The 22993-nt window shown below is 44.0% G+C and carries 25 protein-coding genes; 18 read left to right on the plus strand and 7 right to left on the minus strand.

The annotated features are described in order from the left end of the window. Window positions 1-94: 94 nt before the first annotated feature. Complete coding sequence (locus tag OQJ75_RS10275) at window positions 95-817, plus strand: tRNA (adenine(22)-N(1))-methyltransferase (RefSeq protein WP_260812021.1); 723 nt, start codon at window positions 95-97, stop codon at window positions 815-817. A 111-nt stretch (window positions 818-928) separates the two neighbouring features. On the opposite strand, the gene OQJ75_RS10280 is transcribed toward OQJ75_RS10275, so the two are convergent. After that, the gene (locus OQJ75_RS10280; RefSeq protein WP_265973077.1) at window positions 929-1873 is read right to left on the minus strand and encodes an acyltransferase; all 945 of its coding nucleotides are present in this window, start codon (window positions 1871-1873) and stop codon (window positions 929-931) included. A gap of 339 nt (window positions 1874-2212) precedes the next feature. Between OQJ75_RS10280 and OQJ75_RS10285 the strand changes: the two genes are divergently transcribed. From OQJ75_RS10285 to OQJ75_RS10295, 3 genes are all read left to right on the plus strand, one after another. Further along, window positions 2213-3016 (plus strand): ferredoxin--NADP reductase, encoded by an 804-nt coding sequence (locus tag OQJ75_RS10285; RefSeq protein ID WP_265973076.1) that lies wholly within the window; start codon window positions 2213-2215, stop codon window positions 3014-3016. 62 nt (window positions 3017-3078) lie between these two features. Next, window positions 3079-3411: a DUF1971 domain-containing protein gene (locus tag OQJ75_RS10290; RefSeq protein ID WP_265973075.1), complete on the plus strand. Its 333-nt coding sequence runs from the start codon at window positions 3079-3081 to the stop codon at window positions 3409-3411. A gap of 222 nt (window positions 3412-3633) precedes the next feature. Further along, window positions 3634-4626 (plus strand): 2-hydroxyacid dehydrogenase, encoded by a 993-nt coding sequence (locus OQJ75_RS10295; protein ID WP_265973074.1) that lies wholly within the window; start codon window positions 3634-3636, stop codon window positions 4624-4626. Window positions 4627-4746: 120 nt separating this feature from the next. Here the strand turns inward: OQJ75_RS10295 and OQJ75_RS10300 are convergent, their stop codons facing one another. The 3 genes from OQJ75_RS10300 to OQJ75_RS10310 all read right to left on the minus strand — a co-directional run bounded on the left by OQJ75_RS10300 (window position 4747) and on the right by OQJ75_RS10310 (window position 8776). After that, the gene (locus tag OQJ75_RS10300; protein WP_265973072.1) at window positions 4747-5619 is read right to left on the minus strand and encodes a patatin-like phospholipase family protein; all 873 of its coding nucleotides are present in this window, start codon (window positions 5617-5619) and stop codon (window positions 4747-4749) included. A gap of 244 nt (window positions 5620-5863) precedes the next feature. Beyond that, window positions 5864-7315, minus strand: coding sequence for a catalase (locus tag OQJ75_RS10305; RefSeq protein ID WP_123309551.1), 1452 nt, complete (start codon window positions 7313-7315; stop codon window positions 5864-5866). Between the two features lie 288 nt (window positions 7316-7603). Next, window positions 7604-8776, minus strand: coding sequence for a glycerate kinase (locus tag OQJ75_RS10310; RefSeq protein WP_265973071.1), 1173 nt, complete (start codon window positions 8774-8776; stop codon window positions 7604-7606). A gap of 426 nt (window positions 8777-9202) precedes the next feature. On the opposite strand from OQJ75_RS10310, the gene yiaK reads away from it, so the two are divergent. From yiaK to OQJ75_RS10375, 13 genes are all read left to right on the plus strand, one after another. Then, complete coding sequence (gene yiaK, locus OQJ75_RS10315) at window positions 9203-10204, plus strand: 3-dehydro-L-gulonate 2-dehydrogenase (protein WP_017630173.1); 1002 nt, start codon at window positions 9203-9205, stop codon at window positions 10202-10204. Window positions 10205-10228: 24 nt separating this feature from the next. Beyond that, window positions 10229-10717: a TRAP transporter small permease gene (locus tag OQJ75_RS10320; RefSeq protein WP_017630172.1), complete on the plus strand. Its 489-nt coding sequence runs from the start codon at window positions 10229-10231 to the stop codon at window positions 10715-10717. After that, window positions 10717-11997 carry a TRAP transporter large permease subunit gene (locus tag OQJ75_RS10325; RefSeq protein WP_017058865.1) on the plus strand — a complete coding sequence of 427 codons (1281 nt, stop codon included), beginning with the start codon at window positions 10717-10719 and terminating at the stop codon, window positions 11995-11997. The genes OQJ75_RS10320 and OQJ75_RS10325 overlap by 1 nt, the downstream gene beginning before the upstream one ends. 21 nt (window positions 11998-12018) lie before the next feature. Further along, the gene (locus OQJ75_RS10330; protein ID WP_265973070.1) at window positions 12019-12993 is read left to right on the plus strand and encodes a DctP family TRAP transporter solute-binding subunit; all 975 of its coding nucleotides are present in this window, start codon (window positions 12019-12021) and stop codon (window positions 12991-12993) included. An 83-nt stretch (window positions 12994-13076) separates the two neighbouring features. Next, window positions 13077-13787 (plus strand): L-ribulose-5-phosphate 4-epimerase, encoded by a 711-nt coding sequence (locus tag OQJ75_RS10335; protein WP_265973068.1) that lies wholly within the window; start codon window positions 13077-13079, stop codon window positions 13785-13787. Between the two features lie 10 nt (window positions 13788-13797). Then, window positions 13798-14640: a Cof-type HAD-IIB family hydrolase gene (locus OQJ75_RS10340; protein ID WP_265973067.1), complete on the plus strand. Its 843-nt coding sequence runs from the start codon at window positions 13798-13800 to the stop codon at window positions 14638-14640. 43 nt (window positions 14641-14683) lie between these two features. Further along, complete coding sequence (locus tag OQJ75_RS10345) at window positions 14684-15172, plus strand: YhcH/YjgK/YiaL family protein (RefSeq protein WP_186171828.1); 489 nt, start codon at window positions 14684-14686, stop codon at window positions 15170-15172. Further along, window positions 15172-16665, plus strand: coding sequence for an FGGY-family carbohydrate kinase (locus OQJ75_RS10350; protein WP_265973064.1), 1494 nt, complete (start codon window positions 15172-15174; stop codon window positions 16663-16665). Before OQJ75_RS10345 ends, OQJ75_RS10350 begins: the two co-directional genes overlap by 1 nt. Further along, a complete protein-coding gene (locus tag OQJ75_RS10355) occupies window positions 16658-17302 on the plus strand; it encodes a 3-keto-L-gulonate-6-phosphate decarboxylase UlaD (RefSeq protein WP_017630168.1) in 645 nt (214 codons plus the stop codon). Before OQJ75_RS10350 ends, OQJ75_RS10355 begins: the two co-directional genes overlap by 8 nt. A gap of 7 nt (window positions 17303-17309) precedes the next feature. Continuing rightward, on the plus strand, window positions 17310-18068 hold the full coding sequence (locus OQJ75_RS10360; protein WP_017058872.1) for an IclR family transcriptional regulator: 759 nt from the start codon (window positions 17310-17312) through the stop codon (window positions 18066-18068). Window positions 18069-18077: 9 nt separating this feature from the next. Beyond that, on the plus strand, window positions 18078-18947 hold the full coding sequence (locus OQJ75_RS10365) for an L-ribulose-5-phosphate 3-epimerase (protein ID WP_265973063.1): 870 nt from the start codon (window positions 18078-18080) through the stop codon (window positions 18945-18947). A gap of 10 nt (window positions 18948-18957) precedes the next feature. Next, window positions 18958-19281, plus strand: a complete 324-nt coding sequence (locus OQJ75_RS10370; protein ID WP_265973061.1) for a hypothetical protein — start codon at window positions 18958-18960, stop codon at window positions 19279-19281. A gap of 89 nt (window positions 19282-19370) precedes the next feature. Continuing rightward, entirely contained in the window at window positions 19371-20570 is a 1200-nt protein-coding gene (locus OQJ75_RS10375) for an MFS transporter (RefSeq protein ID WP_265973060.1), read from the plus strand. Window positions 20571-20766: 196 nt separating this feature from the next. Here OQJ75_RS10375 and OQJ75_RS10380 read toward each other — a convergent pair whose 3' ends face one another. The 3 genes from OQJ75_RS10380 to OQJ75_RS10390 form a co-directional block, all read right to left on the minus strand. Continuing rightward, window positions 20767-20904 carry a hypothetical protein gene (locus OQJ75_RS10380; RefSeq protein ID WP_009845892.1) on the minus strand — a complete coding sequence of 46 codons (138 nt, stop codon included), beginning with the start codon at window positions 20902-20904 and terminating at the stop codon, window positions 20767-20769. A gap of 250 nt (window positions 20905-21154) precedes the next feature. Further along, entirely contained in the window at window positions 21155-21826 is a 672-nt protein-coding gene (gene rpe, locus OQJ75_RS10385; protein ID WP_017630164.1) for a ribulose-phosphate 3-epimerase, read from the minus strand. A 36-nt stretch (window positions 21827-21862) separates the two neighbouring features. Further along, window positions 21863-22462: an HAD family hydrolase gene (locus OQJ75_RS10390; protein ID WP_265973058.1), complete on the minus strand. Its 600-nt coding sequence runs from the start codon at window positions 22460-22462 to the stop codon at window positions 21863-21865. Window positions 22463-22707: 245 nt separating this feature from the next. Between OQJ75_RS10390 and OQJ75_RS10395 the strand changes: the two genes are divergently transcribed. Continuing rightward, on the plus strand, window positions 22708-22917 hold the full coding sequence (locus OQJ75_RS10395) for a hypothetical protein (RefSeq protein WP_009845895.1): 210 nt from the start codon (window positions 22708-22710) through the stop codon (window positions 22915-22917). Window positions 22918-22993: the final 76 nt, after the last annotated feature.

Consider the following 22993-nt stretch of genomic DNA (forward strand, 5'->3'; position numbering starts at 1 on the left):
TAGGATTCATACTCTAGGTGCTTTTGTTTTTATGGAAAGTCATTACAATGCGCGTTCAACACGACGATACCCCTTTTCTAACGACACGAGCCTTATGAAGCTAAGTAACCGACTGCAAACTCTCCATTCCCTTGTCAGCAATGACTACCAACATATTTGGGACTGTTGCTGTGATCACGGCTTCTTGGGTGTTCAATTGCTGTCGGATAACAAATCGCCTCAAATTCACTTTGTCGATATTGTACCGTCTCTAATGTGTGAGCTTGAAGGCAAGCTAGCGCGCTACTTTCCACAAGATAATAAAGCCGAACAAACGGTTACCAGCCAATGGCAAGTCTATTGTATGGATGTCGCCGCTATCCCTCTTGAGAAACATACTGGCAAACACCTAGTTATTATTGCGGGCGTCGGTGGTGATCTTACTCAAAAGCTCGTTGATGATATTCATCGTCAACACCCAGACAAAGCGATCGATTTCTTGCTTTGTCCGGTACATCAACAATTCGAGTTGAGAAGTCATTTAAAGGCGCTCAATTTTGGCCTTATTGATGAAGTGTTGATTGAAGAGAACCGTCGTTATTACGAGATTTTATTGGTGAGTAATAGCCGCGGTGATTCAGAAAAGACCCAAACCGTTAGCGAGATATCAAACGTGGGTGACAAGATCTGGACGCCGAGTTGTGATGAAAAAATGAAGGTATCTCAGCAGTACAAAGCCAAAACGCTGCAGCACTACTTACGTATTCATCAAGGCCAAGAAAAGCAAGGTAAGCCTAGTGAAGTTAAACACATCATCGATGCGTACCAAGCCATTTAACAGTAGTAAGCACTAACTATCTCGCTTACTTCTGAAAAACCTAATTCAATAAAAAAGCCGATAGTTCAATGAGCTATCGGCTTTTTTTAATGTTTTCATTTTGGTTTGAGCTTACTGCTCTTGTTTCTTATGAACCGCATCGGGCTCATCAATCGTTTCAACCTCACAGGGCGTATCAACCCCATAAACCGTATCAAGATAGTCGTCCTTCTCTTTCCACGTGTTGTTTAACCAGCTGTGGAAGCGACGTTTAAATGCTTTATCTTCAAAGTAATTACCGTTTACGTTCTCATCCATCGGGTGCAATTTAATACGCACCACCACCTTGGTCATTTTGCCTTTTAGCATATCTTCAAACGGAGAGACTTGGTTTTCAGGGTAAGCCAGAGTCACATCAACAATACCATCTAAGATTGGGCCCATTGCAGATAGAGCAAACGCCACACCGCCAGTTTTTGGCTTCAATAGGTGTCGGTAAGGGGTTTTCGCTGTCGCCAGTTTGTCGTGGTTAGCACGCGTTCCTTCCACAAAGTTAACCAATGTTGTCGGCGCTAGCTTGAACTTGGTACACGCCTTGTTGATGGCATCGAAATCATCATTACGGCGCTCTGGGTTGCGTAACAAAAACTCGCGGGAGTGACGTCGCATGAACGGCATATCTAAGCCCCAGCAGGCCAAGCCAACAAAAGGCACGTACAACAGTTCGTGCTTAAGGAAGAACTTAGTCATCGGCATCTTATCTTTCAAGATAGAAGACAAAATCACAATATCCGCCCAGCTCAGGTGATTAGACATCATCAAGTACCAGTGTTTGGTCGAGATGTCCTCTCCTCCTTCGACTTGCCATTCGATATCATTATTAATATTCAGCATCCAAAGATTGAGCGAAGCCCAACACCAAAATGTGAAGTTAGCGAGACGAGTACACGACTTTTGCACAACAGAGATTGGCAGGATCAGTTTGATGAGGCCAAAGAAGCTCACGGTAAACGCAGTCATTGCGGTATTGATGGTCACGAACAAGACGTTCAAGGCCATACGAAGATTATCAAGCATAAAACACGGCTATATTGAGATCGAAAGCCGCCATTATACGCATCTGTAAATTATTCTCTTTAGTTATTAGTGCAATACTTCAGGGGTCAAACCACTCTGCTGCCTTTGCTAAAGCTCGGCTCTAGATCCCCCAAAACAACGCACCACGCCAACAACAAGCACACATACGAGTCATTTAGACCAAATCAAGGAGTGGTCTTTTTGACACAATAGCAGTTAATTTCATCCGTAGATCTAGTATTGATAAGCATTCTCATTATTGGCATGCTACATGCAACTCCAAAGTGTAAATAGTTGAGTATCCTTAATGAGATAACTTCTCTTCTTAAAGGTGATGATATGACAGATATTCCTCATGGTTTGGTAACCGGAAAAGTCCTACGCAAGACAGAGTGGACAGATCAATTGTTCTCACTCCAAGTCAGTGCTCCTGTCTCCCCTTATCAGGCGGGTCAGTTTACTAAGCTCGGCTTACTCAATAGTGAGGATGAGTTTGTGAGACGTGCTTATTCCATGGTGAATGCGCCGGAACATGAGCAAGGTCATCAGCATCTAGAGTTTTTAATTATTAAGGATCAAAACGGTCAGCTCTCTCCTCAGCTTCATGAATTGAAGGCAGGCGATGAAATCTTTGTCGGCAAAGACCCAAGCGGCTTTATGACATTGGATGAGATCCCAGAGGCCGCCGACGATCTATGGATGCTTTCAACCGGAACCGCTGTGGGCCCATTTATCTCAATGCTCGAAAGCCTGTTGATAGAACAACAGGGCAACGTAGCTTTCAACAAAACAACGTCGTTCAACAACCTTGTGTTGGTTCACGCTGTAAGAACAGAGCAAGACCTCACGTATCAAGATCGAATCAATCAACTCGTTGAACACTTTCAGGGGAGACTCAAATATGTGCCAATTATTTCTAGAGAATCAGTCACCGGAACTTTGCGCGGACGAATCCCAAGCTTGTTACTTGGAGGCGACCTTGAGCAAACCGCGTCTGTCGCTTTCAATCAAACCCGCAGTTTTTTCTACCTTTGTGGCAATCCGCAAATGGTTCGTGACACGAGCGAAGCACTAACTAGCTTGGGTTTCGAGAAGCACTTACGGAGAAAACCCGGCCAATTCAGCAGTGAGAACTACTGGTAAAGATTGCTTATCTGCGACATAGAAGTACCCATTTCAAAGAACAGTTAGAGAAGAGGTTTTATATGAGTCATTTACGTATTCCGTCACACTGGAAAATTCAACGTTCCACACCCTTTTTTACCAAGGACAACATACCAACTGCGCTTCTCAATCATCACAATACCGCTGAGGGTGTATTCGGCCAGATCTGTGTAATGGAAGGCACCGTCACCTTCTACGGTTTTGCCGATGCAGAAGCGACAGAACCAGAAAATGTTATCACAATCGAAGCAGGACAATTTGCCACCAGTCCACCTCAATATTGGCATCGAGTGGAACTGAGTGACGACGCACAATTCAACATTAACTTCTGGTCAGAAAAAGAAACCAAGAAGATGTTCAACACTCGAAAGTAAGATCCATTCGATATTGATGAACTTATAAGCAAGCTACTTCGTAATGTGATTTTTAATGTTCAATAAGTGAAGATAACGGACCCAATAACCATAGTAATTACAATGACTAATGGTGATAGACAAGAGAAAAAAACTCTAGCACACTGAACAGAGTTATTAGTTTTAACCCCTTATCAAATAAACATAATTGGGGTTTCCATTTTTTAGGTAAGAGAGGAAGCCATGCTCAACATTGCTTTTTTTAGCTCAAAATCATACGACGAAAAATCATTCAACCTTGCAAAAGGCGAACTCAACGCTGAGTTTCATTTCCATGATTTTCGCCTCACTACAACCACAGCGAAAATGGCACACGACAACGAAGTGGTGTGTGCATTTGTAAACGACGACCTATCGCGAGACGTGCTAGAAATTCTTGCACAAGGCGGCACCAAACTGATTGCAATGCGCTGTGCGGGTTTTGATAAAGTCGACCTAGACGCAGCCAAAGAGTTTGGCCTGCAAGTGGTGCGCGTTCCGGCTTATTCACCAGAATCGGTAGCAGAACACACAGTCGGCATGATGATGTGTTTGAACCGAAAACTACACAAAGCATACCAACGCACTCGTGATGCGAACTTCTCCCTTGAAGGCTTGGTAGGCTTTAACTTCCACGGTAAAACCGTTGGTGTGATTGGTTCAGGTAAGATTGGCTTAGCAACAATGCGCATTCTGAAAGGTTTGGGCATGAACATCCTATGCTACGACCCATATCCAAACCCATTAGCCGTTGAACTAGGTGCTAAATACGTTGAACTGGATGAGCTTTATCAAGAGTCTGACGTGATTTCTCTGCACTGCCCTATGAGTAAAGAGAACTACCACCTGTTAGATGCGACTGCATTTGAGAAAATGAAAGATGGCGTGATGATCGTTAACACCAGTCGTGGTGAACTGCTGGATTCAACCGCAGCAATTGAAGCGCTGAAACAGAGCAAGATCGGTGCACTTGGCCTTGATGTTTACGACAACGAGAAAGAGCTTTTCTTCCAAGACAAGTCTAACGATGTGATTGTCGATGATGTATTCCGTCGTCTATCTGCTTGTCATAACGTGCTGTTCACTGGTCACCAAGCCTTCTTAACCAAAGATGCTCTGTTCAACATTGCCAATACAACACTCACCAGCGTCGATGCCTTTTTCACAGGCAACACCAGCGGCAACGAACTCGTTTAAACGTTGATTGAGTTAATAGCAGACTGAGTTACAAACAAACTAACTCTACAAATACAAAGCCACGCTATTCTTAAGTGAACAGCGTGGCTTTGTCGTTTATCCAGTACTCTAAAACCGTCCCTAGACGCAGAAATGACAATCTTCGGTGTCTAAACCATACACGCCTTTTCGAATCGCAAGGTGCTCTTCACCAGCTTTTACGCCCATCTCATAACCTGCATTCAGAGTGCTTTTATCCATAGTTAAACGCTTCACTGCGAAGGCTTCTGGCGGCGCTATCACCTTGATGGTCGCATCTTTTGGTGGATTACGAATGAACTCCAAAGATTGGTTGTAGTTTTCAGCACGTACCGCCATCGACTCAGCAATATTTGGAAATTTCTTTAGTAGTTTTTTCAGCATCCATTGGTGCTTTTGAGGCTTCATTCGGTAACTCAAAGGATGAGAAAGAATCACCGTAATATCGCGTGCACCACGACGGTATGCTTCGCGAACCGGAATCGAATCCGCGACACCACCATCGGTATAACAACCGCCAGAGAAGCACGGAGTTTCACGGTAAGCGATAGGTAAAGCCGTTGTTGCTTCAACCACATTAGAAAGGTTTTCTGACTTGATATGATAGTAGTCTGCACTGCCCGTATCGACATTTGTGACAGCAGCAATGAGTGGGATACTTGAAAACAGCTCACCACAATCGAGCGGATAACGCTGATTGGATTCGTTCCATAACCATTTAACGTCCACTAAGTTACCACCTTTAGCAAAACGAGCAGGGTTAAAGAAGGTCTTATCCGTAGCCATCGTGGTGATCACATCATAACTGCGTTTTGGTGCATGAGATAAGTAACCAACCAGATTCGACACACCCGCAGATACACCTATGGCAAAGTCATAAGGACGGAAATCGTCTTGCATAAAGGCGTCCAAAACTCCGGCAGCGAAGATGCCTCTCATTGCCCCACCTTCAACGATTAATGCGCTTTTACTCATCTCAAACTCTATTACTTTATAAACTGATAGCCGTAGAATAATCCCGTCCATCTTATAAAGATAATGGGATAGATTTATCAATTCGATAGGTAAAAGCTATCAATAGAAAAGACGAGATATTTCAAGCAATTGACGTGACTGACACGGTACTCCTAATACATATCCCTTATTACACAGCGCGATCAAAAAAGGCCATTGAGTAATTCACTCAACGGCCTTTCATTTAACTAATCAAGCTTATTGATTACGACTTAAATTCGCTTACATCGATTTCAAGCAGTTTACCAATGCCTTCACCGTATGCTGGGTCGGCTTTGTAACAGTGTCTTAGGTGACGCAGTTGAATCTCTTTAGGTACGCCGCCTAGGTTACGAGCTGTGTTATCAAACAGAATCGCTTGCTTTTCTGGTGTCATCAGACGGAATAGGTCACCCGGTTGTGAGAAGTAATCTTCATCTTCGCGGTGATCCCAGTGCGCTGCTGCACCATCCAAGTTCAATGCTGGTTCTGCAAAGTCTGGCTGCTCTGCCCATTGGCCTTCGTTGTTTGGCTCATAACCTAGTGTGCTACCAAAGTTACCGTCAACACGCATTGCGCCATCACGGTGATAGCTGTGTACAGGGCAACGAGGTGCGTTCACTGGGATATGCTGATGGTTAACACCTAAACGGTAGCGCTGTGCATCACCGTAAGCAAACAAGCGACCTTGTAGCATCTTGTCTGGTGAGAAACTGATACCCGGTACCACGTTTGCAGGGTTGAATGCAGACTGCTCAACTTCAGCGAAGAAGTTTTGTGGGTTACGGTTCAATTCAAACTCACCCACTTCAATCAATGGATAATCTGCGTGTGGCCAGATCTTAGTTAGATCGAATGGGTTGTATGGTACTTTCGCCGCATCCGCTTCTGGCATCACTTGTACTTTCAGTGTCCATTTAGGGAAGTCTTGGTTATCGATGCTGTCTAGCAGATCACGTTGGTGACTTTCGCGGTCATCGCCGATCACTTGTGCCGCTTCTGCATCAGACAAGTTCTTAATACCTTGCTGAGATTTGAAGTGGAATTTAACCCAGAAACGTTCGTTATCTGCGTTAATAAAGCTGAATGTATGGCTACCAAAACCGTGCATATGGCGGTAAGTCGCAGGGATACCACGATCACTCATCACGATGGTGATTTGGTGAAGCGCTTCAGGTAGAGAGGTCCAGAAGTCCCAGTTGTTCTTCGCGCTGCGCATGTTAGTGCGTGGGTCGCGTTTCACCGCATGGTTTAGATCTGGGAATTTAAGAGGGTCACGTAAGAAGAACACGGGCGTGTTGTTACCCACCATGTCCCAGTTACCTTCTTCGGTATAGAACTTCAATGCAAAACCACGAATATCACGCTCTGCATCAGCCGCGCCACGCTCGCCCGCTACTGTCGTAAAACGTGCAAACAAGTCGGTTTTTTTACCCACTTCAGAGAACAGTTTTGCCTTGGTGTACTTTGTGATGTCGTGTGTAACGGTAAATGTGCCATAAGCACCTGAGCCTTTCGCGTGCATACGACGCTCTGGAATCACTTCGCGGTCAAAGTGAGCCAATTTCTCCAAAAACCAAACATCTTGAAGAAGTTGTGGGCCACGTTTGCCCGCAGTTTGAACATTCTGGTTATGAGCAACAGGACAACCCGCAGCTGTAGTTAGTTTTTTACTCATCATCAATTCCTTATTACCATTTAGGTACAGCATCTTTGCTGCACCTTCGCTTCTGTATGGTGGTTATTCATCACACAAAACCACGCAGCAATTAAGGATATAGAATAAGCCCGACTCAAAGTAAAATATAATCGTTTGTAATTATCGTTATCATGGATAAAACCTATCGAATTAATGATCTAAATCATAATCATTCAATATTGATAATAATATTTAGAATATAATAATCAGAAACTTACATGACTTCATGAACTAGTTCTAAGGTTCTCCCTTTCTCATCATAACTCACTAATTTTGCGATATTTTGTGACCTAACCGTAAAGTCGCAGCGATATTTCTTGCTGTTCTCGTTAAGTTAAGCTCTGCCTCTTGTAATACTTTTTCTAAAGTTTGTGGCGATCTTACCGTCCCGAACAAACTGCTCATTTCACCATATAAGGCTTCGACTTCAGTACCTAATGACCCGGCAATCCCTATAGTCGGAATATCTTGCAAGCTCGCACGTTTAGCAATGCCAAAAGGTGTTTTTCCTTGCAGAGTTTGGTTGTCCATTTGCCCTTCACCGGTAATCACAAGATCTGCGCCCTTTAACACTTCATCGGCTTGTAAAACATCGAGCACCATCTCAATACCAGGTTTAATCTGCATATTGAATAGCAAACCTAGCCCCATCGGCGTGCCACCAGCCGCGCCATAACCCGTGCGCTTGTGTACGGGTTCATCGCCACTAACACAACCTTGCGCTTCAGCGACTTGAGCAAAATTCGCAAGCGCACTATCAAGCTTCACAACTTGTTCTGGGCTTGCGCCTTTTTGTGGGCCGAATATATGGCTCGCACCATTTTCACCACACAGCGGATTATCGACATCACACGCGACAATCAATTCGATATCCGCACAGCGTGAATCTAGACCTGTTAGGTCAATAGATGCTAACTCCGCTAACGCAGCACCACCTCGGCTAAGCTCTTGCCCTGCATTATCTAACAGTCTCCCACCTAACGCTTGAACAATACCCGCTCCACCATCGTTGGTCGCACTGCCGCCTAATCCTAGGATGATGGTTTGAGCACCCTGTTCTATCGCTTCTAATATCAGTTGCCCAGTACCGAAAGAAGAAGTAACTAAAGGGTCACGCTGGTCTGGCGTTAGTAAATCCAATCCAGATGCGGCAGCAATTTCAATCAGTGCAGTTTTGTTAGGATTACGCTCTGACGGTTCAAGCATTGCCCATTCTGCGTTTACAAGTTCACCCAGTGGCCCTTCTACTTGGTGGGTTCGCTTCTGCCCCACTAAACCTTGCAGCAACACATCGACAGTACCTTCACCGCCATCGGCTAAAGGCAAGGTCACATAGTCAGCGTCAGGGAAGATTTCACGAAAGCCCTTTTCAATACACGCCGCCACCGATACCGCCGATAAAGATTCTTTAAACGAGTCTGGTGCAATAACAATTTTCATAGAAGTTGGCTCCAAAACTTAACGAGATCTACCAAGAAATAATTCCAAAACAACAAAACCACTATATAGAAGACAGCTCAACTGTGCGTATTTCGCTCTCTGAATTTGACCACTCCCTCAGATTTCAGCGCCACTATTTTATATTCAGTAAAGTTACTGTTTGCTCGAATTCCATAATTTGACAAATTTATTCCCGCGAAATTATCGAATTTCATTCGATTTAGTCTTAGAAACCAGATCCTGAACACGCTTTTTGTTTCGCATTGCGGAATTATAGAATCTTTTTTTCCCGTTTTTTAACCGCTTAACACTTATTAGAGAAAAACTTAATAAGGAAATATTTCGCAACTTTGCTCACAGAATATTTTCGGAATAACAACAATAATTCATTCCGCATTATGGAATTTAACTTATCGGAGAGCACTGATGCCTTTAGTATCTACAGAAAAACTACAACAAGAATATGAACGAATCCTATTAGCTCGAGACATGAAACCAGAGATGGCAACCAAGCTTGCAGCGGGTTTTGTTGAAATGGCAAACGAAGGCACTTACTCACATGGCATCAACCGTTTTCCGGTATTCATTGACCAAGTAGACAAAGGCCAAATCAAATTAAATGCTGAACCAGAATGCGTTAACAGCATGGGTGCATTAGAGCAATGGGATTGCAACTACGGACCTGGTGTTCTTAACGGTCTTATCTGTGCAGAACGAGCAATGGAATTAGCGCGTGACTACGGCATTGGTATGGTAGGCATGCGTAATTCGAACCACTGGATGCGCGGCGGAGCTTACGTATTAAAAATGGCTCGTGAAGGTTTCGCAGGGATTGCATCAACAAACTCAATCGCAGTAATGCCAGCATGGGGTGGTAAAGATCACCGTGTTGGTTCGAACCCTCTAATCATGGCAGTAGCTGGCGATCCACCTGTTGTTGTTGATTGCTCAATGACTCAATTCTCTTACGGCCAACTTCAAAATTTCGTCCTTGCTGACAAAGAACTGCCTGTCGTGGGTGGCTTTGATGACAACGGTGAACTAACCAAAGACCCACATGTACTTTGGGAGAACAAACGTCTGCTGCCAATGGGCTTTTGGAAAGGTTCATCAATGGCAATCGTACTAGACATGATGCTAACAGCCATCACTGGCGGCCACTCAGTACCCGCACTAACTGAAGATATGGGTGGTGAGTTTGGTGTATCTCAATTCCTTATCGCTATCGACCTAAGCAAGACAATGGACGAAAGCACTTACGCACAAGAGATGAAGCGCATTCGTGACTACGTACTTGAATCAGAGCCAGCAGAAACTGGCTCAGTGATGATTGCTGGTTCTGAAATTGAAAACTTCATCAAGAAACACGAAGCAGCTGGCGGCATTGAAATCAACGATGGAATTTGGGAACAGATTACATCTCTGTAATTAGCCAAAGGTAGGGAAAGCTTTATGCAAAGTGTATTTAAGAGTATTTGGAAAAGTATCGATGTCATCATGGCGGTCATTCTGACTTGTATGATTGTTCTCGTATTTACAAACGTAGTTTTACGCTACGGCTTTTCTTCTGGTCTTCGTCCCTCTGTAGAACTATCTCGCCTTGGTCTTGTATGGATTGTCATGCTCGGTGCAGCCGTTGTGCTGCGCCGAGGTGAACACCTCGCGGTTTCGGAATTTTCTGAACGACTATTCCCTAAAGCAGTACCCGTACTAAGACGTATTTGTTGGGTAATTGTATTGATATCAGTTGGCATGCTTTACGTCGGTTCATACCGTCAAATGATGTCTAACTGGTCAGATATTTCTCAACTAACAGGGCTTCCTTCAGCGTTATTTTACTTAGCTGGCGTGGTGTCAGGCGTGTTAATGGGTGTGATTGCCTTTGTGCGAATCTTCAAACCAGACTGGCAGCTAGATAGCTTAGAAGAGGAGAAAGAATAATGACGTTAGCCATTTTCTTATCGGTATTGATTGTCTCAATCTTACTTGGTCTTCCTGTCGCATTTGCACTGTTGTTGTCTTCAATGGCGTTGATGCTTCATATGGACTTCTTTAGTGCAGACATTCTTGCGCAGTCTTTAATTAATGGTGTCGACAGCTTCACTCTGCTGGCCATCCCATTCTTCCTTATTGCAGGTGAAGTAATGGCATCGGGAGGTTTGTCACAGCGTATTGTTCGACTAGCGACTACGTATGTCGGTCACCGCCAAGGTGGTTTGGGTTACGTAGCCATCATGACTTCGGTATTACTTGCAGGCCTTTCAGGCTCAGCGGTAGCAGATGCCGCAGCCTTGGTAAGTATTCTTTACCCAATGATGAAAGCAGCCAAATACCCAGAAGCACCTTCAATGGGTCTATTGGCATCCGGCGGTATCATCGCACCTGTTATTCCACCTTCAATCCCTCTGATTTTGGTTGGTGTTGCTGGCGGTATCTCAATTAAAAACCTATTCCTAGGCGGCATTGTTCCAGGCCTGTTGATGGGTATGACATTGATGTTTGTTTGGCGTTGGACGGTTCGTAAAGAAAATCTAGCGACCTCAGAAAAAGCGACAAAAGCAGAAAAGCGCGCAGCACTGAAAGATGGTGTTTGGGCATTGATGCTGCCAGTCATCATCATTGTTGGTATTCGCTTTGGTATTTTCACCCCAACAGAAGCGGCAGTCGTTGCGGCGGCATACGCAATCTTTATCTCTACGTTTGTGTACAAAGAACTCACCATTAAGAAGTTCTATCACATCGTACTGAACGCAGGTCGTTCGACCGCAATGGTAATGTTCTTAGTCGGTTGTGCAATGGTTGCAGCTTGGCTAATTACTGTTGCTCAACTTCCTCAACAACTCGCAGAAATGTTAGGTCCACTAGTGGATAGCCCTCGTCTACTCATGGCAGTGATTATGTTGCTTGTGCTGTGTGTTGGCATGGTTATGGACTTAAGCCCAACAATTCTGATTCTTGTACCTCTATTAATGCCTGTCATCAAGATGGCTGGGATTGACCCAACGTACTTCGGACTATTGTTCGTTATTAACTGTTCAATTGGTCTGATTACGCCTCCTGTAGGCACCGTACTGAACGTAGTGTGTGGTGTAGCTAGAGTTCCTATGTCTACGGCTGTGAAAGGTGTATTGCCATTCATCGCTGCGTACATGGCTCTGCTCACACTGTTTGTCATCTTCCCAAGCATTATCACTGTGCCAATGTCGTTTGTCATTGGTTAATCCTCGACGGAGAAAATAATAATGAAAACCCTACTAAAACTTACGTTACTTGCTTCAACGATTGCATTGAGCTCAAACGCGCTTGCAACAACTACTCTAAAACTGGCGCACGCTGCACCAGAGTCAGATTTGCAACAAGACCTATCTTTGTTCTTTAAGAAAGAAGTAGAAGCTCGTTCAAACGGCGAAATCAAAGTAAACGTATACCCACAAGGTCAACTGGGCAGTGATAAGCAGATGATCGACGGTTCACGCGCTGGCATCGTTGATTTAGCGATGGTTGGCCTAAACAACTACAACGGTCTAATGCCTGAATCAGCAGCATTCACCCTGCCATTCATGTTTCCAGATCGTCAAACAGCATACAAAGTACTAGACGGCGAACCGGGTAAAGAAGTGTTAGCGAACTTCGAGAAATTCGGTCTTAAAGGTCTTGGTTTCCCAGAAAACGGTTACCGCAACATGACCAATAACGAGAAACCGATTCGTCTACCTTCAGATGTCAAAGGCCTACAGATGCGTGTTAACGGCTCGAAAGCACTGAATGACATGTTCAATGAGCTAGGAGCGAACCCTCAGCAACTTCCAGTATCTGAACTTTATACTGCACTTGAAACAGGCGTTGTTGACTCTCAAGACCACCCAATTTCTGTAACGCTGTCTTTCAAGTTTGATGAAGTACAAAAGTACCTAAGCCTTACACAGCACGCTTACTCACCACTGGTTCTTACTATGAACCTACGTAAGTTCGACAAGCTAACTGAAGAAGAACAAAAAATCATCGAAGAGGTTTCCGCTGAAGCCGTGGCAATGCAGCGTGAGCTAAGCATCCAGAAAGAAGACAAGATGATTGCTCAACTAGAAGCAAACGGTATGCAAGTAAACCGTGATGTTGATGGTGCGGCTTTCCAACAGGCGATTCAGCCGGTATGGAGCGCTTACATCGAGAAAAATGGCGATGTCATGATCAACAAGATCAAGCTAGCCGCTAAGTAACGCGATTGAGTGCGATTGCCTAGCTAAGAACTTAGCTAGGCAATCAACTCGTACTCCACCTCAATACAATATAGGCAAATACCATGTCTCAAGAACCAAACGCGTATCAAGAATTAAAAGAACGAGTGTTCGCAGCAAACTTACAGCTGCCTAAATATGGCTTAGTTACTTTCACATGGGGCAATGTCTCTGAGATCGACCGCGACCGCGGCGTTATTGCCATCAAACCATCTGGTGTGGAATACGATGTAATGACGGCAGACGACATTGTGGTACTGGATTTAGAAGGCAACCGTATTGAAGGCAAATTAAACCCTTCAAGTGACACAGCAACCCACGTTGAGCTTTACAAAGCCTTCCCAAACATTGGTGGCATTGTTCATACGCACTCTCGCAACGCCACTATTTGGGCACAAGCAGGCCGAGATATTCCAGCACTAGGTACCACACATGCCGACTACTTCTACGGCGATGTCCCTTGTACTCGATTACTCACTAAATCTGAAATTGAGTCTGAGTACGAGAAAAATACAGGCTTAGTGATCATTGAAGAATTCAACCAACGTGACATCGACCCACAAGCAATGCCAGGCGTGATCATCGCAGGCCATGCGCCATTCACATGGGGCAAAGATGGTTCAGACGCAGTGCACAACGCGGTAGTAATGGAAGAGATTGCAGCTATGGCAACAGCCACTCGCGCTATCAGTCCAGAAGTAGCGATTCAACCTGAGCTGCTCGATAAGCACTACAACCGTAAACACGGTAAGAACTCATATTACGGACAGAAGTAAGGTTTCGCACATGGATCAGCTGTTTACGCATCAGTCATCTAAGCACAAACTATTGGCACTCGATCTCGATGGTACCGTTCTTAATTCGCAACACACGATTAGCCAAGAGTTAGTCGAGACGATCAAACAGATCGCTCAGCACACTCATGTCGTTATCGTTACCGGGCGCCACCATGTCGCGGCAAAGCCTTATTACGACCAACTTGGCTTATCGACCCCAATAATTTGTTGCAACGGCACTTACATCTTTGATTATCAGAACGATACAGTCATTCAAGAAAACGCCATAGACAAAAGCATCGCTGCCGAATTTATTACGCTTTCTCAAGCACATGACTTAAAGATGGTGATGTACGTTCGTGATGCCATGCTCTATTCAAGAGCTCGTCCAATTGAATACATGGAAGCGTTGTTGACGTGGTCTCAAACCTTTCCGGAAAACCAACGCCCCAATATTCAAAAGGTCGACGATTTCCAGCATGAGGCTCAAAGCTCTGACTATGTGTGGAAATTTGTTGTGGAAGGCGAAGTAAACACGTTTGCCGAGATCCCTTTCGTAAAAGAGAACTTCAATGGCGAACGGTCTTGGATTGACCGGGTCGATTTCGCCGCTACGGGAAACAGCAAAGGTAATGCGTTGACTCGCTACATCGAACCTCTAGGTATCAGCTTAAATGAGTGCATCGCCGTAGGAGACAACCATAACGATATCTCAATGCTTAAGGTCGTTGGTCTCGGTGTTGCGATGCAGAATGCCGACGATACGGTAAAGGGTGCTGCTGACCTGATCACACAAAAAAATAACGATGATGAGACAGGGCTCGCTGAACTCTTACACCGCTTATTTACCTAACCTGCTCGTTTCTTGATAGCCGTTTATTTTATAAGAGAATTTTATGTTAGTCGGAAATACTCAACTTACTCAAATCAGTAAATCGTATCCTGTCGTTATTCAAAACGTGCTTGAGTACTTGAACAGCATCGACAAAGAACAACTCGCTCTAGGTCGCCATGAACTGCCAGGTTTTGATTCAAAACAAGCATGGTTTGTTGTGTTGGAATACGACAAAGAACCACTAGGTAACTTCCAACCTGAAGTCCATAAATACCATTCTGACCTGCAGATCATTCTGGAAGGTTCTGAAGTGATGGCGTGGGCAGTAGATACAGGCGAACACAGCAACGCACAGCCTTATAACCAAGAACGTGACCTTCAATTCTACGAATATCCGGGAATTGAACTGAGCTTCATCCATGCAAAACGCAATCAATTTTATTTGTTCACGCCAAATATCGTGCACATCACCAATATTGAAAATGATGACAGCCAACCGGTAAGAAAACTGGTGGTGAAGATTCACAACGATTTACTGGAAGCCAAATAATGAATTACTACATTGGAATTGATTCTGGCGGCACTTTTATGAAAGCCGCGTTGTTTAACGCAAAAGGTGAGCAACAAGGCCTTGCTCGCGTATCGGCGAGCGTCATTAACGAGAAGCAAGGCTGGGTAGAACGCGATCTTGATGCCTTATGGGGAAACGCGGTCGACGTCATTACACAGCTTCTAGATACCACAAAAGTCGATCCATTAGACATCAAAGGCTTAAGCATTTCTGCCCAAGGCAAAGGCGTTTACCTGCTTGATAAAAAGGGACAAAATCTTGGTCATGGCATTATGTCTTCAGACTCGCGTTCGCTGCCCATTGTTAAAGAGTGGCTAGAACAAGGTAAAGCACAAGAGATCTACCCAACCACACTGCAAACTCTTTGGACAGGTCACCCAGTTTCTATCATTCGTTGGATCAAAGACAACGATGCAGAGCGCTATAACAACATTGGTGCCGTGATGATGTCTCACGACTATCTTCGCTATCGTTTAACGGGCGAAGTGGCCGCGGAACTGACCAATATTTCAGAAAGTAACTTTTTCAACTCGATCACTGGTGAGTATGACAAAGCCCTTCTAAAAACATTTGGTATCGAAGAAATTTGGGATGCGCTCCCTCCAGTTGTGAAACCTCAGCAACAAGCAGGGAAAATCACCGCGGCAGTCGCAAAAGAGACAGGTCTTGCACTTGGAACACCTGTATTTGGCGGGTTGTTTGATGTGGTATCAACCGCGATCTGCTCTGGAATCAACTCCTCTGAAGACACTCTGAATTACGTAATGGGTACTTGGGCGGTCACGTCTGGTATCTCAAAACAAGTAACTCAAGAATCGCACAACTTTGTCTATGGCCATTACGCTGTCGATGGTGAATACATCATTCATGAAGCGAGCCCTACCTCTGCGGGCAATTACGAATGGTTCGCCGATTACCTTGGTGACAATGGTCAACTCGACCACCAGCAAAACCAAGTATTAGTTGAAGCATTAGACAAGGCATCAAGCAGCCTCTATTTCGTGCCATTTCTTTACGGTTCTAACCAAGGTCTCGGCTTGAAGTCAGGCTTCTACGGGCTGCAATCGCACCATACAAAAGGTCACCTGATTCAAGCGATTTGGGAAGGTATTTTGTTCTGTCACAACATACATCTTGAACGTATGCGCCAGCGTTTTCCGAAAGCAAACGTATTGAAAGTGACCGGCGGCCCTGCGTCTAGTCCTGTATGGATGCAAATGCTGGCTGACCTAACCGGTATGACGGTTGAAATATCAGACGTTGATGAAACTGGCTCATTAGGCGCAGCCATGATGGCGATGGTGGGAGCAAGCGAATTCACATCACTAGAAGAATGCACGCAAGCCATTACCAATTCTGCATCACGTGTTGAACCAAACCCTGAACATTACGACCTATACCAAACAAAATATAAGCACTATCAAAGACTGGTGCAGTTGTTCAAACAATTTGAGGATGAAATGAATGTCTAAGCCCTTATTACAAATGGCACTTGATGCCACTGATATCGACACTGCATTAGCCTCAATAGAGCATGTTGCAGATAAGTTAGATGTGATTGAAATCGGGACGATTTTAGCCTTCGCCCACGGCGTAGATAGCGTAAGAATCCTACGAGAAAAATACCCAAGCCACATCATTGTGTGTGATATGAAAATCACCGATGCCAGCGCTATTTTAACGCGTCTAGCAATGGAAGCGGGGGCCAACTGGGTAACCGTGAGTGCAGCGGCTCATATCGAAACAATACGTTCAGCCAAAAAAGTGACTGACGAATTTGGTGGCGAAGTACAAATTGAGCTCTATGGACACTGGACTCTAGACGACGCAAGAGCATGGGTCGACATGGGTATTAAACAAGCAATTTATCACCGCTCACGTGATGCCGAGCTCGCAGGTGTGAGCTGGACCGAAGAAGATTTGATAAAAATGCAGAAATTATCGGATATTGGAATTGAACTATCCATAACTGGTGGTATTGTGCCAGACGATCTGCATTTGTTTAAGAATCTGTCTGCAAAGTCATTTATTGCTGGTCGTGCATTAGCCGGTAGCAATGGCCGTGACATCGCAGAAAACTTCCATACTGAAATAGGTAAACACTGGTAGCACATATATGAGTGAGCAAATTAAATCGTTGTCTAAAGCACTGACCGTATTGGAATTCCTTGGGAACTACCCGAATGGAGTTTCTCTACAAAAAGTGTCTGAAGGGACAGGCTTCAACAAGTCTTCTGTTCACCGTATTTTAGCGACGTTTGAAGCCTCTGGTTATGTTGCTCAAATGTGTTCAGGTAAAGAATATCGCTTAACAATGAAGTTGGTTCAGCTAGGACATGCTGCTATCAACTCTGATGTCACTGGCACGGTTAAGCCATATCTATCTGAACTGCTCGACGATGTGAATGAAACTGTAAACTTTCTCTCTTTTGATGCTGACAACATCATTTTTAAAGACAAGTTCGAACCTGTTAACTCTGCCTTTAGAACTCGAACCTACGTAGGGCTACATTCACCAATGTACTGCTCTGCTGCAGGTAAATGTTACCTCGCATTCAGCTCAGAGAGCGTTCGAGAGACCTACTGGCAACGCAATGTCAGCACTATGAAACCGTTAACTGAGAATACGATTCTCGATAAGTCTCAGTTTTTTGATGTTCTCGATAAAATCAAAGCACGTGGTTATGCGCTCGATGATGAAGAGAACGAAGCGGGTATATCTTGTGTTGCTGTTCCTATTTTTGACAAGAACAAATCTCCTGTATACGCGGTAAGTGTCTCGTCGCTTACGCCCAAAATGAAAGCACTCGGCTACGAAGAAATTGCTAGCAGAATTCAAGACATTACAACGCGTATAGAACAACAACTCTTTTAAGGAAAAAGAATGTTTGATTCTAAAAACAAATTCAGATTAGGTATTTACGAAAAAGCGATGCCAACTTCCCTTACTTGGGAAGAGCGCCTGATTCACGCGAAAGAAGCGGGCTTCGACTTTGTGGAAGTTTCTGTCGATGAAACCGATGAGCGACGCGCTCGTTTGGATTGGTCTGATGAAGAAATCTACGAACTTCGTCGCCTTTGTGAAAAGCACCAAATGCCTTTCCAATCGATGTGTTTAAGCGCGCATCGTAAATTCCCGTTTGGCTCTATGGACGAAGCTATTCGCACGGAATCGCTGATCATCATGGAGAAGGCGATTTCATTAGCATACAAACTGGGTATTCGTTGTATTCAAATGGCGGGCTACGACGTGTATTACGAGCCGCAATCGGCTGAAACTCACGCTCGCTTTATTGAAGGCATGCAACAAGCCACCAAAATGGCGGAGCGTGCAGGCATCATGTTAGGTGTGGAGATCATGGACACACCGTACCTTAACTCTCTGAGCAAGTTTGAAGTACTTAAGCGTGAAATCCCATCACCTTACTTCATGGCTTACCCAGACGTAGGTAATATTTCTGGTTGGAACTACGACGTGTGTACCGAGCTAAAATTGAGCCGCGATCACCTAGTACAAGTTCACCTTAAAGACACGTTACGAGTTTCAGAAACCTGTAAAGGTCAGTTCCGAGATCTGGTTATTGGTGAAGGCCAAGTCGACTTCCCTGCTATTTTCAAAACACTCGCTGAAATTGATTACAGCGCACCATTAGTGATTGAAATGTGGGCTCAAAATGACAACTGGTTAGACGATATCAAACAAGCAAAAGCAACGTTGAAATCTATCGCTAACCAATCTGGCTTTGAACTGTAAGGAAACGACCATGACAATTTTTCGCACCGCTTTTTTCGAAGCTGATTTAACTGAAGATCAAAAACAAGACTTCTACCAATACATGGAAAACGAAATCGCTCCTATTATTCGCACATTTCCGAATAACCAAGGGGTAACGCTGAATAAGCCGGAAGCAATTGAAGCTGACAGCCATAAAAACCTGCTGCTTATGATGCAACACAGTTACGAAAACGAGTCAGCAATGGCTGCTGCTTTAGATTCTGAGCAACGAATCAAAAGTATGCATGCGACCAAAGTGATTATTGAGAAATACAGCATTCATGTTCATCACATCAATTTTGTACGTGATTAACGGCTGAATAGGCAATACACCGTAAAGTCTCAATCGAAAAGCAGAAGATCATCTTCTGCTTTTTTTATCGCTATTGATAAGGAATCACGATGAAAGTATTCCCGTTAAAAGATGCCCCACTGGTTTTACTGTCTTTGATCTTTTTTATCTGGGGGCTCATTACCGTTTCAAGTAACTCCCTAATTCCCTATTACAAAGAAGCTTTCTCTCTCGACTATAAAATGGCAATGCTCTTTCCCATGGCCTTTTTTATTACGCGAATAACGGTGTCGCTTCCAACGTCATTTGTGATGGCGAAAGTGGGATATAGAAGTACATTGAAGTTCTGCTTGATGTGGTGCCTTTTCGGCTGCCTAGCCATGGCATATTTGGTCCAAGGAGAACAACTGGTTTCAACCCTACTTGGTATCTTGTTGATGGCCTCAGGAGTATCGGCCATTCAAGTTGTGAGTTCACCTTACGTATCACTACTCTCGACACCTGATAAGAGCGTTATACGTCAAAGTGTGGCGACAGCATCAAACTCGGTTGGCACTGTGCTTGGCCCGTTGGTACTTACCGCAGTGATCCTCGTGGCGACAAGTTTTAACGTCGACAACACCGCCCATCAAGTTTCGTATTTGTTCTTGCTCATCGCTCTGTTCTTTTTCGGCTTGCTGGTATTTTTTAGCAAAATGACGCTTCCAGATATCAAACCAAAACAGATGACTGGCTTTTGGCGAGGATTAACGCATCTAATTAAAAATCAGCAGTTTATGAAGTTAGCGTTGGTACTCTTGCTGTACATAGGTGTCGAGGTCAGTTTTGGAACCTTTACTATTACGTACCTTGCCGAGCAGCAATATGGCGGCCTTGGTTTAGTATCCGCAACACAGATCATCGCTCTTTATTGGGTATTCATGTTTGTTGGCAGAGTGCTATTCGCAAAGTTCGGCAACACAGTAAACAAACATTATCTATTCTCACTGTCTTGCGTAATAGCAGCTTTGATTAGTGCCATTGCGATGTATCAAAATCATGTTTGGATAGGCTATTTAATGCTTTTCATCGGGCTATGTAATTCAGCCCTCTACCCTATCATTTACGCACAAGCGCTACATGCGTCCGGCAAGCAAAGCTCACAAGGGGCAGCGATTCTAATCATGTGTTCAATTGGAGGGGTTATTTTGCCATTCGCACAGGCGAGCTTGATTGATGGGATATCGCTGAGCACGAGTTATATTGCGCCAACACTTGCGTATCTATTGATGGTGGTTTTGTATTGGTCGAGCTTAAAACATCGTATTTGAACCATCGGTTTAGATACGTCGCTTGGCTTGAAGAAGTAAAGAAGTTTAGGGGCAATCGATAGCGAAGAAATTCGGCCTGATTGGCCTAGAAGTGAAAAAATATAGAGAATGGATGTAATGCTTCTGGTGTTAATTTGTGTCAGTGAGTGGCTAATCACCACCACTGATCACACTTAACGCGGGTTTATTTAAGAGATTAAACCCAAGCAGAAGCAACAAGTAGGATAATTGCACCCATGATAACGGTAGACTTAGCAAAAAATAGAACTTCATTCATTACTGAAGGTTTTGCTAGTGATGCGTTGTTTTCATTTGTGATTACTGTAGCGTTCATACTGTGTTCTCATCGTTGTGTGATTTGAGGTCAATTTTGCGCCGTTATGTGACCAAAGTCAATAATAACTGTAGTTTTATTACACAAAATCTAAACTCCAACTGAAGGGCGCACCAATCAAACAACGCCTCAAAACCTCTGTTTACTCCACGTGATTTTTCATTTAATCAGCATCCATTAGATACAAAAAAAAGCCCGAAGCCTGATACACAGAACACTTCGAGCCTTTGTATAGCAATAGATACACAACTTAATTCAATTGAGCCAACTCCGATCGCATTGAATCGATAACTTGTCCGTAATCTTCACTATCAAAAATAGCCGAGCCAGCAACAAACATATCAGCACCCGCTTCAGCAATCTCTTTTATGTTGTTAACTTTCACACCGCCATCAACTTCTAAGCGAATATCACGCCCAGATTCATTAATGCGTGATCGGATTGAACGTAGCTTATCAAGCGTAGCTGGAATGAAAGATTGGCCGCCGAAGCCAGGGTTCACCGACATCACTAATATCAGGTCGACTTTATCCATGATGTAATCAAGATGACTCAATGGCGTTGCAGGGTTTAATACCACTCCGGCTTGGCAACCGTGCTCTTTGATTAACTGTAAAGTACGATCAACATGCTCAGAGGCTTCTACATGAAACGTAATCATCGTCGCACCCGCCTCTGCAAATTGAGGCACCAGTTGATCAACAGGCTTCGCCATTAAATGCACGTCAATCGGCGCTGTAATTCCATAATCTCGTAGTGCTTTTAATACTGGCGCACCAAAAGTCAGGTTGGGTACATAGTGGTTATCCATAACATCAAAATGAATAACATCAGCCCCAGCCGCGAGAACACGTTCTACGTCCTCACCAAGGCGAGCCAAATCAGCAGAAAGAATCGAAGGTGCGATAAGATATTGTTTCATTGTTTTCCTAGTTATTTTTGTATCGTTAAATTCTGTTTAGCTCGCTGGAACAAACTGGGTTATGCGCCCATCCTCGACCATGTAACAATCCATACCTGCAGCCGTTGCAGCATATTGCCCAATGATCGTACCTTCAAATACCACACAATCCGTTGGATCAAGCTCTAACTGCCTAGCGACTTTCAGAAAAGTATCTGGGTTAGGTTTATGATTTTCTACGTCATCCGAAGTCACTATTGCACGTATCATTGACGGGATGTCCGTCGTCTTGAGAATCGCCCTCGCATGCTTTGCCTGCGCACCAGTGCCAATTCCAATTTTTTTCAATTGATACTGTTGCTGCAAGAGCGCATAGGTTTCTGGGATAACATCACCTTTGTGCTCAATGGCTTCAAAGTTGGCGATTTTATCCGAGGTAATTTCCTGAGCATCCAGCGTTAGGTCGTAACGCTTTAAGATCTCTTGTGTGACTTTTCTCGATGGCATTCCACCAAGTTGATCTAACCATTCTTTGTCGTAGGGAATGCCGAACTTCTCACAAGTTTGTTGCCATGCATGAGCATGTGCCACCATAGAATTGACCAGAGTCCCATCGAGATCAAAAATAATTCCTTTATATTTATCTAACTTTGGCATCGTCAATCTCTCATCTGTTTTGAGACTCATAGTACTAATCGCACTAGATAAAACCTATTCATGATCTTCTTAATATGATCTTATTCAACAATCCGACAATTAACCGAAGTGATGCAATAAAAGCCGTTGTTTTACTATTGAAATCATATTTTGAGCACATCTCACCCATTTTTGCTTAAACGAACTAGAGATGCATAAATTGAAGATGATATAGTCCACCAAAATCAAAAACCTTGGACACGACCATGCACTCTAGCGACATCATCAAATTGGCAAATTTAGGCGTTAATATCGAAATTTCAAAAGACTCTTCATTGCATCCTTCTGATGCGTTAGAAGTGGTAAAGATTGTTGCTGAAATCGGTAGCCAAATCGTCATCAAGAAGAAGTACCATACGGACTACCTAATTCAGATGGCTGAAGTGGGTCGTGATCATGTGACGATCGCTGTTTAAACGCAGCCACTATTTCGACATTGACATAACCTCTGCTTAAAAAGTTCAGAGCGACATATTGATATAAAAATGCAGC

The organism is Vibrio sp. 14G-20 (assembly GCF_026241515.1).
Lineage (GTDB): Bacteria > Pseudomonadota > Gammaproteobacteria > Enterobacterales > Vibrionaceae > Vibrio.

Excerpts from the sequence above, each read along its gene's own strand:
- OQJ75_RS10370 (WP_265973061.1), top strand. The coding sequence starts at position 18,958 with ATGACAATTTTTCGCACCGCTTTTTTCGAAGCTGATTTAACTGAAGAT.
- yiaK (WP_017630173.1), top strand. The coding sequence starts at position 9,203 with ATGCCTTTAGTATCTACAGAAAAACTACAACAAGAATATGAACGAATC.
- OQJ75_RS10345 (WP_186171828.1), top strand. The coding sequence starts at position 14,684 with ATGTTAGTCGGAAATACTCAACTTACTCAAATCAGTAAATCGTATCCT.
- OQJ75_RS10330 (WP_265973070.1), top strand. The coding sequence starts at position 12,019 with ATGAAAACCCTACTAAAACTTACGTTACTTGCTTCAACGATTGCATTG.
- OQJ75_RS10335 (WP_265973068.1), top strand. The coding sequence starts at position 13,077 with ATGTCTCAAGAACCAAACGCGTATCAAGAATTAAAAGAACGAGTGTTC.
- OQJ75_RS10320 (WP_017630172.1), top strand. The coding sequence starts at position 10,229 with ATGCAAAGTGTATTTAAGAGTATTTGGAAAAGTATCGATGTCATCATG.
- OQJ75_RS10275 (WP_260812021.1), top strand. The coding sequence starts at position 95 with ATGAAGCTAAGTAACCGACTGCAAACTCTCCATTCCCTTGTCAGCAAT.
- OQJ75_RS10285 (WP_265973076.1), top strand. The coding sequence starts at position 2,213 with ATGACAGATATTCCTCATGGTTTGGTAACCGGAAAAGTCCTACGCAAG.
- OQJ75_RS10280 (WP_265973077.1), bottom strand. The coding sequence starts at position 1,873 with ATGCTTGATAATCTTCGTATGGCCTTGAACGTCTTGTTCGTGACCATC.
- OQJ75_RS10355 (WP_017630168.1), top strand. The coding sequence starts at position 16,658 with ATGTCTAAGCCCTTATTACAAATGGCACTTGATGCCACTGATATCGAC.
- OQJ75_RS10375 (WP_265973060.1), top strand. The coding sequence starts at position 19,371 with ATGAAAGTATTCCCGTTAAAAGATGCCCCACTGGTTTTACTGTCTTTG.
- OQJ75_RS10300 (WP_265973072.1), bottom strand. The coding sequence starts at position 5,619 with ATGAGTAAAAGCGCATTAATCGTTGAAGGTGGGGCAATGAGAGGCATC.
- OQJ75_RS10325 (WP_017058865.1), top strand. The coding sequence starts at position 10,717 with ATGACGTTAGCCATTTTCTTATCGGTATTGATTGTCTCAATCTTACTT.
- OQJ75_RS10380 (WP_009845892.1), bottom strand. The coding sequence starts at position 20,904 with ATGAACGCTACAGTAATCACAAATGAAAACAACGCATCACTAGCAAAA.
- OQJ75_RS10350 (WP_265973064.1), top strand. The coding sequence starts at position 15,172 with ATGAATTACTACATTGGAATTGATTCTGGCGGCACTTTTATGAAAGCC.
- OQJ75_RS10390 (WP_265973058.1), bottom strand. The coding sequence starts at position 22,462 with ATGCCAAAGTTAGATAAATATAAAGGAATTATTTTTGATCTCGATGGG.
- OQJ75_RS10365 (WP_265973063.1), top strand. The coding sequence starts at position 18,078 with ATGTTTGATTCTAAAAACAAATTCAGATTAGGTATTTACGAAAAAGCG.
- OQJ75_RS10295 (WP_265973074.1), top strand. The coding sequence starts at position 3,634 with ATGCTCAACATTGCTTTTTTTAGCTCAAAATCATACGACGAAAAATCA.
- OQJ75_RS10395 (WP_009845895.1), top strand. The coding sequence starts at position 22,708 with ATGCACTCTAGCGACATCATCAAATTGGCAAATTTAGGCGTTAATATC.
- OQJ75_RS10360 (WP_017058872.1), top strand. The coding sequence starts at position 17,310 with ATGAGTGAGCAAATTAAATCGTTGTCTAAAGCACTGACCGTATTGGAA.
- OQJ75_RS10290 (WP_265973075.1), top strand. The coding sequence starts at position 3,079 with ATGAGTCATTTACGTATTCCGTCACACTGGAAAATTCAACGTTCCACA.
- OQJ75_RS10310 (WP_265973071.1), bottom strand. The coding sequence starts at position 8,776 with ATGAAAATTGTTATTGCACCAGACTCGTTTAAAGAATCTTTATCGGCG.
- OQJ75_RS10340 (WP_265973067.1), top strand. The coding sequence starts at position 13,798 with ATGGATCAGCTGTTTACGCATCAGTCATCTAAGCACAAACTATTGGCA.
- rpe (WP_017630164.1), bottom strand. The coding sequence starts at position 21,826 with ATGAAACAATATCTTATCGCACCTTCGATTCTTTCTGCTGATTTGGCT.
- OQJ75_RS10305 (WP_123309551.1), bottom strand. The coding sequence starts at position 7,315 with ATGAGTAAAAAACTAACTACAGCTGCGGGTTGTCCTGTTGCTCATAAC.